This window comes from Kitasatospora sp. NPDC001159 (assembly GCF_053598235.1).
Map to the genome: position 1 here is coordinate 78,711 of NZ_JBSFJV010000027.1, position 11,489 is coordinate 90,199.

Annotated in this window: 9 protein-coding genes and 1 pseudogene; 6 read left to right on the plus strand and 4 right to left on the minus strand. The window is 73.3% G+C overall.

Going from position 1 to position 11,489, the window contains the following annotated elements:
- Nucleotides 1-103: 103 nt before the first annotated feature.
- Nucleotides 104-2,710 carry a bifunctional FO biosynthesis protein CofGH gene (locus tag ACWC9T_RS16685; RefSeq protein ID WP_449821773.1) on the minus strand — a complete coding sequence of 869 codons (2,607 nt, stop codon included), beginning with the start codon at nt 2,708-2,710 and terminating at the stop codon, nt 104-106.
- A 182-nt stretch (nt 2,711-2,892) separates the two neighbouring features.
- Between ACWC9T_RS16685 and ACWC9T_RS16690 the strand changes: the two genes are divergently transcribed.
- From ACWC9T_RS16690 to ACWC9T_RS16700, 3 genes are read left to right on the plus strand one after another with little or no spacing between them, the layout of a single operon-like run.
- Nucleotides 2,893-4,140: a LolA family protein gene (locus ACWC9T_RS16690; RefSeq protein ID WP_449821774.1), complete on the plus strand. Its 1,248-nt coding sequence runs from the start codon at nt 2,893-2,895 to the stop codon at nt 4,138-4,140.
- Between the two features lie 3 nt (nt 4,141-4,143).
- Nucleotides 4,144-5,184, plus strand: coding sequence for an ABC transporter ATP-binding protein (locus ACWC9T_RS16695; RefSeq protein WP_449821775.1), 1,041 nt, complete (start codon nt 4,144-4,146; stop codon nt 5,182-5,184).
- The gene (locus tag ACWC9T_RS16700) at nt 5,171-6,046 is read left to right on the plus strand and encodes an ABC transporter permease (protein ID WP_449821776.1); all 876 of its coding nucleotides are present in this window, start codon (nt 5,171-5,173) and stop codon (nt 6,044-6,046) included. Before ACWC9T_RS16695 ends, ACWC9T_RS16700 begins: the two co-directional genes overlap by 14 nt.
- A 40-nt stretch (nt 6,047-6,086) precedes the next feature.
- Here ACWC9T_RS16700 and rarD read toward each other — a convergent pair whose 3' ends face one another.
- A complete protein-coding gene (rarD, locus tag ACWC9T_RS16705) occupies nt 6,087-7,049 on the minus strand; it encodes an EamA family transporter RarD (RefSeq protein WP_449821777.1) in 963 nt (320 codons plus the stop codon).
- Between the two features lie 257 nt (nt 7,050-7,306).
- Here rarD and ACWC9T_RS16710 point away from each other — a divergent pair.
- Nucleotides 7,307-7,516 (plus strand): annotated as a pseudogene (locus ACWC9T_RS16710) (winged helix-turn-helix transcriptional regulator); the annotation flags it as partial.
- Here ACWC9T_RS16710 and ACWC9T_RS16715 read toward each other — a convergent pair.
- A complete protein-coding gene (locus ACWC9T_RS16715) occupies nt 7,503-8,270 on the minus strand; it encodes a TetR/AcrR family transcriptional regulator (RefSeq protein ID WP_449821778.1) in 768 nt (255 codons plus the stop codon). The pseudogene ACWC9T_RS16710 and the gene ACWC9T_RS16715 overlap by 14 nt on opposite strands.
- Nucleotides 8,271-8,305: 35 nt before the next feature.
- Between ACWC9T_RS16715 and ACWC9T_RS16720 the strand changes: the two genes are divergently transcribed.
- Nucleotides 8,306-8,500, plus strand: a complete 195-nt coding sequence (locus ACWC9T_RS16720; RefSeq protein WP_355670112.1) for a DUF6011 domain-containing protein — start codon at nt 8,306-8,308, stop codon at nt 8,498-8,500.
- Nucleotides 8,501-8,509: 9 nt separating this feature from the next.
- Here ACWC9T_RS16720 and ACWC9T_RS16725 read toward each other — a convergent pair whose 3' ends face one another.
- Entirely contained in the window at nt 8,510-10,438 is a 1,929-nt protein-coding gene (locus tag ACWC9T_RS16725; RefSeq protein ID WP_449821779.1) for a tetratricopeptide repeat protein, read from the minus strand.
- A 239-nt stretch (nt 10,439-10,677) separates the two neighbouring features.
- On the opposite strand from ACWC9T_RS16725, the gene ACWC9T_RS16730 reads away from it, so the two are divergent.
- The gene (locus ACWC9T_RS16730) at nt 10,678-11,397 is read left to right on the plus strand and encodes a chitinase (RefSeq protein ID WP_449821780.1); all 720 of its coding nucleotides are present in this window, start codon (nt 10,678-10,680) and stop codon (nt 11,395-11,397) included.
- Nucleotides 11,398-11,489 lie beyond the last annotated feature (92 nt).

Here is an 11,489-nt window from a genome sequence, read left to right on the forward strand (position 1 = left end):
CCGGCCGTCGCGGTTAGGACTCGTCTTCAAACTCCCGTCGTCCGCCCGGAGGGCGGGCGTTTGAAGACGAGCCCTTGGGACGACCGGGGTCCCGTGGCCCGTCTCAGTCCAGCACCGGCAGCAGCTCCGGCAGGTGCCCGTCCGAGGCCAGCGCCGCCGCCTGCCGCTCGGCCGGCACCTCGCCGTAGACGGTGGTGCGCTGGCGGTGCGGGCGGCCCGCGGCCTCGGCGATCGCCTGGAGGTCGCGCACCGACTTGTAGCTGCCGTACGCCGAGCCGGCCATCCGCGAGATGGTCTCCTCCATCAGCGTGCCGCCCAGGTCGTTGGCGCCCGAGCGGAGCATCTCGGCCGCGCCCTCCGCGCCCAGCTTGACCCAGCTGGTCTGGATGTTGGGGATGTGCGGGTGCAGCAGCAGCCGGGCCATCGCGACCACCGCGCGGTTGTCCCGGACGGTCGGGCCGGGCCGGGCGATACCCGCCAGGTAGACCGGGGCGTTGGTGTGCACGAACGGGAGGGTGACGAACTCGGTGAAACCGCCGGTGCCGCCGGATCCGAGCGAGCGCTGCTGGATGTCGGCGAGCAGCCGCAGGTGGCCGAGCCAGTGCTTGGGGGTGTCCACGTGCCCGTACATCATCGTGGACGAGGAGCGGATGCCCAGCTCGTGCGCGGTGGTGACCACCTCGACCCAGGTCGCGGCCGGCAGCTTGCCCTTGGTGAGCACCCAGCGGACCTCGTCGTCCAGGATCTCGGCGGCCGTGCCCGGGATGGTGTCCAGGCCCGACTCCTTGGCCCGCTGCAGCCAGTCGCGGATCGAAAGACCCGTCCGGGTCGCGCCGTTGACCACTTCCATCGGCGAGAAGGCGTGCACGTGGATGCCGGGCACCCGCTCCTTCACCGCGCGGGCGATGTCGAAGTAGGCGGTGCCGGGCAGGTCCGGGTGGATGCCGCCCTGCATGCACACCTCGGTGGCGCCCACCTCCCAGGCCTGCGCGGCGCGTTCGGCGACCTGCTCCAGGGAGAGGGTGTAGGCGTCGGCGTCGGTGCGGCGCTGGGCGAAGGCGCAGAAGCGACAGCCGGTGTAGCAGACGTTGGTGAAGTTGATGTTCCGGGTGACGCAGTAGGTGACGTCGTCGCCGACCGCGTCCCGGCGGACGTCGTCGGCGATCCGGCACAGCGCGTCCAGGGCCGGGCCGTCCGCGTGGAACAGTGCCAGCGCGTGGTCGTCGGTGAGCCTGGTCGGGTCGTCGGCGGCGACCTTCAGCGCCTCGCGCAGGTCGCCGGCGAGGCGCTCGGGCGCGCCCTTCGCCAACACCTGCTCGCGCAGCACCTCCCAGTCGCCGTACACGTCCTCGAAGTCGGCCCGGCGGTCGCCGGTGCGGCCCTCGGTGTCGATGGTGGCGTGCAGGTCGGTCCGCCCGTACGCCTCCGGGAGGTCCTCGGGCTCCTGCCACGGGCGGCCCTGGACCACGGCGTCCGGGTTCGCCAGGCCGGTGGCCGGGTCGGCCAGGGCGCGGACGTGCGGCAGCACCCGCGGGTCCAGCCAGGGTTCGCCGCGCAGCACGTACTCGGGGTAGACGGCGAGGCGCTCGCGCAGGTCGAAGCCGGCCGCGGCCGAGCGCTCGGCCAGGCGGTCGATCTGCGGCCAGGGGCGCTCGGGGTTGACGTGGTCCGGGGTGAGCGGGGAGACGCCGCCCCAGTCGTCGATGCCGGCCGCGATCAGCCGCTCGTACTCGCCGTCCACCAGGTTCGGCGGCGCCTGCAGGCAGGCGGTCGGGCCCAGCAGGTGGCGGGCCACCGCCACCGTGGCGACCAGCTCGTCCAGTTCGGCGTCCGGCATGCCGCGCATCGCGGTGTCCGGCTTGGCGCGGAAGTTCTGCAGGATCAGTTCCTGGATGCCGTGGTACGCCCGGGAGACCTTGCGCAGCGCGAACAGCGACTCGGCGCGCTCCTGGTACGTCTCGCCGATGCCGATCAGCAGGCCGCTGGTGAACGGGACGGAGCTTCGGCCGGCGTCCTCCAGCACCCGCAGCCGGACGGCCGGTTCCTTGTCCGGGGAGCCGAAGTGCGGACCGCCGGGCTCGCTCCACAGCCGGGTGGCGGTGGTCTCCAGCATCATGCCCATCGAGGCGGAGACCGGCTTCAGCCGCTGGAAGTCCGTCCAGCTCAGCACCCCGGGGTTGAGGTGCGGCAGCAGGCCGGTCTCCTCCAGGATGCGGACGGACATCGCCCGCACATAGGCGACGGTGTCGTCGTAGCCGTGCGCGTCCAGCCACTCGCGGGCCTCGGGCCAGCGGTCCTCGGGCTTGTCGCCGAGCGTGATCAGGGCTTCCTTGCAGCCGAGTTCGGCCCCGCGCCGGGCCACCTCGAGCACCTCGTCCGGGGACATGAACATCCCGTGCCCGGCCCGGCGCAGCTTGCCGGGGACGGTGGCGAAGGTGCAGTAGTGGCACTTGTCGCGACAGAGCCGGGTCAGCGGGATGAAGACGCTCTTGGAGTAGGTGATGACGCCGGGACGGCCGGCCGCCTCCAGCCCGGCGTCGCGCACCCGGGCGGCACTCGCGCACAGGTCGCGCAGGTCCTCGCCTCTGGCCTGGAGCAGCACGGCGGCCTCGGCCACATCGAGGGCGACGCCGTCCCGGGCGCGGCGCAGAGCGCGCCGCATCGCGTTCGCGGTCGGGGGGTTGCTTGCGTCCATGGCGGTTCCGTCCATGGCGCGACCCTACGCCAGGTGTCGTACGTTCGGAGGAGCCAACCCTGAGGCCGTCTCAGGGTCGATGTACCCACCAGGTTCACCCCGATCTGGCCCTGCAGGGCGATGACGCGGCGGCGGCGCCGACCTCTAATGGAAGGGCAGTGCCAATCACACGGGTTCACGGAGGAGTTGAGGACGCCATGACCAATGACACGGCGGTGGGGGACCAGCAGGACGGCGGGGTGCCGTTCCGTTCGCGGCGGCGCACCCTGGTACGCGCCGGTGTGCCGCTGGCGGTGGCCGCGGTGATCGCCACCGGGGTCGGGCTGGTGCCCGCGCTGGCCGCCGACTCCCCGCCCGACCTGCCGACCGTCTCGGCGGAGCAGCTGGTGGCCAAGGTGCTCGGCTCCGACGCGCAGACCCTGTCCGGGACGGTGTCGGTCTCGACCGACCTCGGGCTGCCCAGCCAACTGCTGAGCGGGGCCGGCGGGCTCGCCGCGGCGGCCGGGCACGGCGGCGGCGAGCAGGGCAAGGGCTCCTCGGCGGACCCGCAGGCCAAGCTGCTCGGCCTGCTCGGCGGGGACCAGACCCTGCGGGTCGCGGTGGACGGGCCGGACCGCCAGCGGGTGGACCTGATGGAGAACATGGCGGGCTACACCCTGGTCCGCAACGGCGACCAGAGCTGGGCCTGGGACAGCTCGACCAACAGCGCGGTGCACCTGACCGGGCGTCCGGCGGCCGAGCAGCACTCCAAGGCGCCGCTGACCGGCGTGCCGACCACCCCGCAGGAGGCCGCCAAGCAGTTCCTGACCACGAGCGCCGGCACCACCTCGGTCACCGTGACCGGGACGGCCAGCGTGGCCGGGCAGAAGGCGTACCAGCTGAGCGTCAAGCCGACCCAGTCCGGCTCGACGGTCGCCGAGGTGCGGATCTCGGTGGCCGCCGACAACGGGGTGCCGCTCGCGGTGGTGGTGAAGTCCACCGACGGCTCCACCGTGCTGGACGTCCACTTCACCGACGTGTCCTTCGCCAAGCCCGCCGCCAAGACCTTCGACTTCACGGTACCCAAGGGCGCCAAGGTGACGGAGCGGAAGGCGGACGAGGCCGCCAAGGACCACGCCGGCAAGGGCGAAGCCGCCAAGGGCGGGACCGCCAAGGACCACGGTGGCGTGAACGTGATCGGCGAGGGCTGGACGGCCGTGGTCTCCGCGCAGCTGCCCAGCAGCGTCGAGGCGCCCGTCGGCGAGTCCAAGGGCGACGGCAAGCAGGGCAAGCACCACGGCCGGCCGGTGAACCCGCAGGCACTGGTCAAGTCGCTCGGCAAGCCGGTCGGCGGCGGCACGCTGATCAGCACCAAGGTCGTCAACGTCCTGCTCACCGACGACGGCCGGGTCTTCGCCGGCGCGGTGACCCTGCCGGTCCTGCAGCACGCCGCCGGGGTGAACTGACGCATGACCGAGACTCCCGTAACGGGGGACGTTACGGAGTCGGCCGGGGGTACGGGCGCCGCGCTGCGCCCGGCCCCCGCTCCCGCTTCTCCGCCCTCCCACACCGATGACGTGATCAGAACCCGCGGCCTGACCAAGCGCTTCCGGGGCGATCAGCTCGCCGTGGACGGCCTGGACCTGACCGTGCCGCGCGGCTCGGTGTTCGGCTTCCTCGGCCCCAACGGCTCCGGCAAGACCACCACCATCCGGATGCTGATGGGCCTGATCGCCCCCACCTCCGGCGTGGCCACCGTGCTCGGCGAGTCGATGCCGCAGTCCGTCGCCTCCGTGCTGCCCCGGGTGGGCGCGCTGATCGAGGGCCCGGCGCTGTACGGCTTCCTCTCCGGCCGGGACAACCTGATCCGCTTCGACTCCGCCGATCCGACCGCCGACCCGCGCACCCGCCGGCAGCGGGTGGACACCGCGCTGGAGCGGGTCGGCCTGAGCGCCGCGGCCGGGAAGAAGGCCCGCGCCTACTCACTGGGCATGAAGCAGCGCCTGGGCCTGGCCTCCGCGCTGCTGCAGCCGCGCGAGCTGCTGGTGCTGGACGAGCCGACCAACGGCCTGGACCCGCAGGGCATGCGGGAGATCCGGGCGCTGGTGCGGGAGGTCGCGGCGGAGGGCACCACGGTGTTCCTCTCCTCGCACCTGCTGGACGAGATCGAGCACGTCTGCACCCACGCGGCGGTGATGTCCCGGGGCCGGCTGCTGGTGCAGGGCACCGTCGCCGAGCTGGCCGCCCGGGCCCAGGGCCGGCTGGTGGTCCGCACCCCCGACGTGGCGCAGGCCGCCGAGGTGCTGGCCGCCCACCAGGTGGGCGCGCTGGTGCCCGGCGAGGGCCGGGTGGACGGCGAGTTGGGCGCCCAGGGCGACAGGGTGCTGCCCAAGCTGTGCGCGGCGCTGGTCGAGGCCGGGGTGCGGGTGCACGGATTCGGGCTGGAGCGGGGCACGTTGGAGGACGCCTTCGTGGCGCTGACCGGGGAGGGCTTCGATGTCGCAGGCTGAGGCGGTGCCGGTGGCGGCCGGCCGTCGACCGCAGACCGCGGCCGGATTCCTGGCGCTGTTCCGCAACGAGCTGCACCTGACCTTCCGCCGGCTGCGCACCAGGGTGCTGCTGGGCATCCTGGCGGTGCTGCCGATCCTGATCGGCGTGGTGGTCAAGCTCAACACCGACAGCCCGCACGAGGGCGGCGGTGGAGCGAGCTTCATCGCGCAGACCACGCAGAACGGCCTGTTCCTGGTGTTCACCGCGCTGGGGGTGGCGCTGCCGGTCTTCCTGCCGATGACGGTCGGTGTGGTGGCCGGGGACTCGGTCGCCGGCGAGGCGGCCACCGGGACGCTGCGCTACCTGCTGGTCGCCCCGGCCGGGCGGACCAGGCTGCTGGCCGCCAAGTTCACCGCCGGGCTGGCGTTCTGCCTGGCCGCCACGGCGGCGGTGGCGCTGTCCGCGCTGGCCACCGGCGCCGCGCTGTTCCCGCTCGGTGAGGTCACGCTGATCTCCGGGGACACCATCGGCTTCTCCGACGCGCTGCTGCGGGCGGTGCTGGTGGCCGGGGTGGTCGCGGTCTCGCTGGCCGGGCTGGTGGCGATCGGGCTGTTCGTCTCCACCCTCACCGGCAGCGGCATCGCGGCGATGGCCGCGACCGTCGGCCTGGTGATCACCGTGCAGATCCTGGACGCCTTCCCTCAGCTGGACGCGATCCGGCCGTTCCTGTTCACCCACTACTGGATGAGCTTCTCGGACCTGCTGCGCGAACCGATGTACTGGGACGGCGTGTGGAAGGACCTCGGTCTGCAGGCCGCCTACGTCGCCGTGTTCGGCTCGGCGGCCTGGTCGCGGTTCACCAGCCGTGACATCAGCGCATGAGCGACGTCAGCGCATGAGCGGTATCGGCGCCTGAGACACGTCAGCGCGTGACGGCTTCCCGCCGTACGGGGGCGGGCTGCGGCACGACCGCGGCCCGCCCGGCCCGCACCTGGCGCAGCGCGTCCCAGGTGAGCAGCGCGAGCGCGGCCCAGACCAGGGCGAAGCCGGCCCAGCGCGCGGGCGGCATCGACTCGTGGAAGACGGCGACGCCGATCAGGAACTGGAACACCGGCGCCAGGTACTGCAGCAGCCCGAGCACGGTCAGCGGCACCCGCACGGCCGCCGCGCCGAAGAACAGCAGCGGGATCGCGGTGATCACGCCGCTGAGCATCAGCAGCGCCGAGTGCCCCCAGCCGTACGAGCCGGGCGCCGTGTGGCCGAAGGTGCCGTGCCCGCCGACCTCCAGGTAGATCAGGTAGCCGAGGGCGAAGGGGAACATGAAGGCGCTCTCCGCCGCCAGGCTCTCCAGCCCGCTCAGCCCGACCTGCTTCTTCAGCAGGCCGTAGGTGGCGAAGGAGAGCGCCAGGACCAGCGCGATCCAGGGCAGCTGCCCGTAGGCGACGGTCAGCACCGCGACGGCGGCCGCGCCGATGCCGACGGCCGTCCACTGCGTGCCGCGCAGCCGCTCCTTGAGCAGCAGGACGCCGAAGGCGATGGTGACCAGGGGGTTGATGAAGTAGCCGAGGCTGGTCTCCACCACGTGCCCGTTGTTGACGGCCCAGATGTAGACGCCCCAGTTGACGGAGATCACCATGGCCGCGCCGGCCAGCATGGCGAGTCGGCGGGGCTGGCGCAGCAGCGGGCGTATCCAGCTCCAGTGCCGCTGGGCGACCAGCATCAGCACCACGGCGACCAGGGACCAGACCATCCGGTTGGCCAGGATGTCGTCGGCGGCGCCGGGCTCCAGCAGCGGCCAGAACAGCGGGAAGAGCCCCCAGATGCCGTAGGCCGCCATGCCGTACCAGAGGCCTCCGCCGCTGTCCTGCTGGGTTGTCTGTGGCATGGCCGAGTGCCCTCCCGCGCGCGCGATGTATCGGGGTGACGGTAGCGGGCGGGAGGGCAGGATGTCATCTCCGTTTCCGGATTTTGGTCATGACATTGTTTGAATACTGGACGGATCCGGCGTTCTCGCTGGTCAGGCGGTTGCCTTGTGCACCCGGACGCTCCAGGCGCCCAGCGCCGCGCGGACGGACTCGACCAGCGGGACGGTCGGGCGGCCGATCAGCCGGGCCAGGTCCCCGGTGCGCAGGGCCGGCTCGCCTCGCCCAGACCCTGCAGGCCCTGGAGCGGGACGGCTTCGTGCTGCGCGCGGCCCATCCCGCGATCCCGCCCCGGGTCGACTACGGCCTCACCCCGCTCGGGTGCGAGGCCGCCGAGCACGTCTCGGCGCTCGCGCACTGGGTGGAGTCCCGGATGTGCGCCGTCGCCGGTGCCCGCGAGGAGTACGACGGGCGCCCTACCGCTCCTTGATCAGCGCCGCCAGCCCGTCCAGCACCCGGCCCAACCCGAAGGAGTACGCGTGCTCCGGACTGTACGCGCCGCCGTGCGCCTGCCCGGCGGCGGCGCCGACACGGGCGGCGACCGGGTAGCGCTCGGGGTCGAAGACCCGGGCGAGCAGTTCGGCGTTGGCCTCCCACCACTGGGCGTCGGTCAGCGCGCTGTCCTGCTGGACGGCGCGCTCGTCGACGGCCATCCGGGCGCAGGTCTGGACGAAGCCGAGCAGGTGGGTCAGCGCGGCGTCCAGCTCGACGTCGGGCAGGCCGGTGCCCTCGAAGGCGCGCAGCTCGTACTCGTACTTGGCCATCAGGCCGGGGCCGAGCGGCGGGCGGCTGGTGGAGACGGCGGCGACCCAGGGGTGGGCGCGGATCAGCGCCCGGTTGTCGTCGGCGACGGCGGTGACCCTGGCCCGCCAGCCCTCGTCGGCCGGGGCGCTGCGGGGCATCGTGGCGTAGACGGTGTCCAGCATCAGGTCGAGCAGTTCGGCCTTGCCGGGCACATAGGTGTAGAGCGCCATCGGGGACACCCCCAGCTCCTGGGCGACCCGGCGCATGGTGACGGCGTCCACGCCCTCGGCGTCGGCCACGGCGATGGCGGCGGCGGCGATCTCGCCGGTCGAGCGGGCCTGCTTCGGGCCGCGCCGGCCGGGCTTCTCCTCGGCGGTCTGCCCCCAGAGCAGGGCGAGGGTGCGTGCCGGGTCTCCTGCGCTGCTGCGGTCCGTGGCCATGGGCCGGATCCTTTCACGGCGGCTACCGTCTCCCCATGACCAGCCCTGAGCCACTCCCCGGCACGGACACCACCCAGGCCCTCCGCCCCCGGGTCACCTGCCGCCGCTGCCACCGGCCGCTGCACGACCCGGAGTCACGGATGCTGCGGCTGGGGCCGGAGTGCCGCGACCCGGCGGAGCGGGTCGCACGGTTCGAGGTGGACCAGGAGCCGCTGCCGGGGGTGGGGTAGCGGGTAGCGCTAGCTCCGGCCGAAGAGACGGCGGATCAGGCCGGGGCGGGGCCCGGGCTGCTGCTGCGCGCCCGGCTCCACCGGCTCCTCTCGGGCCTCGGCCTCCCCGCCGCCACGGCGGCCCCCACCGTCCTGACCGTCCGCCTCCGCCAGCAGGTGCCTGGCGAGGTCACGGTCGGCCGACTCCATCCACGGCGCGGCGAGCGCCAGGGCGGCGAGCGAGCGCAGGATCGTCACCGCCCGGCTGCGGCTCGCCCGGGCGCTGTACTCCAGCCGTTGCCGCAGCAGCTCGGCGATGTCGGCCCGGGTCTCGGGGTGCGTCCAGCCGATCGCGACCAGGGCGAAGCCGGCCGCCTCGACCACCCAGTCCTCCGGCCCGAGCAGCAGGTCGCGCAGCACCCGGCGGCGCTCGGAGCCCTCCCACGGCTGGTCGGTGCGGTGGTGGGCGATGCCGAGGCAGGCGAAGGCCTGGACGGCGCGCACCCACAGTTCGGGCTGGTGGGCGAGCAGCGCGCGGCCGAGGTCGTCCTCGCGGGGCAATGGCGGGTGGACCAGCACACCGAGCAGTTCGTCCAGCGGCAGCCCGGCCAGTCGGACGGCGTGGTCGTAGGCGCCGGGGATGGTCGGCCAGACGATCTCGGCGGTGGCGCGGACGAGTTCGGCGCTCGCAGGGGCGGGCTGGGCGACGGCCGGGCGCGGGTCGGTGCCGTCCCAGGACCAGATCCGGGTGGTGGGCTCGGTCAGCGGCAGCCGGGGGTCGGGCTCGCCGACGGACCGGTAGGAGACGGTGGAGCGCGGCAGGGCGAGCTGGACGGCCAGCACCGAGCTGGGCGGCTCCACGGCGGAGGCGGTGCAGTCGATCTCGGTGTCGCGGCCGGTGCCCTCGGCGCCGAGCACCTGGTGCAGCACGTTGACGGTCGCCTCGGTGGCGCCGGAGACCATGCCGAGCCAGGGCTCGCGGTGGCTGAGCCGCTCCAGCAGGTCCTGGGCGTACTCGTGGTCGGGGTGGGCGCGGTGGTGGTCGGCCAGGCCGAGCAGGTGCACCGGGTCGCCGTCGAGGGCGTGGCGCAGCCCGAACCGGGCCGGGGCCGCCTTGGGGTGGTCGGGGGCGGTGGCGAGCACCCGGTCCAGCCAGGGCAGGCCGTCGGCGGGGCGGCCGAGGGTGCCGTACAGTTCGGCCACGTCGACGGCGAGGTAGCTGCTGGAGTTGTCCTTCTCCGGCGCCTCCCGGGCCAGTTCGTCCTCCCAGACGGCGAGCGCCGCCTCGGGCCGGCCGTCGGAGCGCAGGGCGTTGCCGAGCATCACGGCGGGCAGGTAGCCGGGGGCCGACCGGTGGGCGCGCTGGGCCAGTTCGACGGCCCGGGCGGTGGCGCCGAGGCGGCGGGTCAGACCGGAGGCCATCGCCAGCAGCAGCGCGTGCTCGCCGTTGCGGGCCAGTACGGCCTGCACGAAGCGGTCGAAGGGCCTCACGGCGTCGGCGAGTTCGGCGGGCAGCCGGTCGGGCAGGGCGCCGGCGGCGCGGGCCACCGCCTGGGCGACGGCGTCCGGGTCTACGAGGGCGGGCAGGTCCTCGCGGGCGAGCCAGGCGGCGTGCGCCCAGGGGCGGGCCGGCTCGTGCTGGATCGCCGAGGCGAGCAGGCCGACGGCGTTGTCCCAGTCCCCGGCGGCGGCCTCCACGTGGGCACGGCAGACGACGGTGCCGAGGTAGACCTCGCCGTCCAGCGGGAACAGCTCGCGCGCCGCCGCCGGGCCGCCCGCCGCCGCGCACAACTCGGCCAGTGCCTCGTGTAGTTCGGGCAGCTGGGGGTCGGAGAGGATCGCGTCGGAGAGGTGGTCGGCGGCGTGCGCGAGGTCCCCGGAGTCGATCGCCAGCCGAGCGACGGCCACCTCGCCCTCGGCCGCCAGCCGCTCGTCGCCCTCGTCGTCGGTGTGCGCCATGCCCTTGCCCCCCGGTCGCGCCGTGTTCGCCCGTTCCTCGTGCGCGGATGAGGCTATCCGGTGCGCCTGACGGCGAGATGATCACCCTTCGGCGAATGCCGCCCCGGCTCCTCGATCGGATACAACCCGTTCGAGTGGTTTAGACCATGGAAAGTGTCGAATCGCGGGAGCCGCGCACCACGATGGCCCCGGTGCTTCGAGAGCGAAGCACCGTTCACCAGCCACTTGTTGAGGAAGTGATGAAGCTTTCCCGCGTGCTGTCCGCAGGCGCCTCGGCCGCCGTCCTGAGCACCCTCGTCCTGGCCGGGCCAACCGCCACCCAGGCCGCCGCCGCCGGCTCATTCGTGGTCAGCGAGGCCCAGTTCAACCAGATGTTCCCGAGCCGGAACCCCTTCTACACGTACAGGGGCCTGATCGACGCCCTGAGCGCCTACCCCGGCTTCGCCGCGACCGGCGACGCCGCCACCCGCAAGCGCGAGGCGGCGGCCTTCCTCGCCAACGTCAGCCACGAGACCGGCGGGCTGAGGTACGTCGTCGAGCGGAACACCGCCAACTACAGCCACTACTGCGACCGTTCGCAGCCGTACGGCTGCCCGGCCGGGCAGTCCGCGTACTACGGTCGCGGGCCGCTGCAGCTCAGCTGGAACTTCAACTACAAGGCCGCCGGCGACGCCCTGCACATCGACCTGCTGCACGACCCGTACAGGATGGAAAAGGACCCGGCCGTCGCATGGAAGACCGGCCTCTGGTTCTGGGACACCCAGAAGGGCGCCGGGGCGATGACCCCGCACGAAGCCGTCGTCAACAACCGGGGCTTCGGCGAGACCATCCGCGCCATCAACGGCGACCTGGAGTGCAACGGCAAGAACCCGGACGAGCGCAACGACCGGATCAACCTGTTCAAGAAGTTCACCGGCGTGCTCGGCACCAACGTCGGCGGCGGCACCATCTCCTGCTGACGCCACCGTCGCGCGGTGGAGCGGGAAGTCGGCCGGGCCGACATTAACCACCACACACAAAAGGCGGGGGGTGACCGGGGGGATGGGGGGAG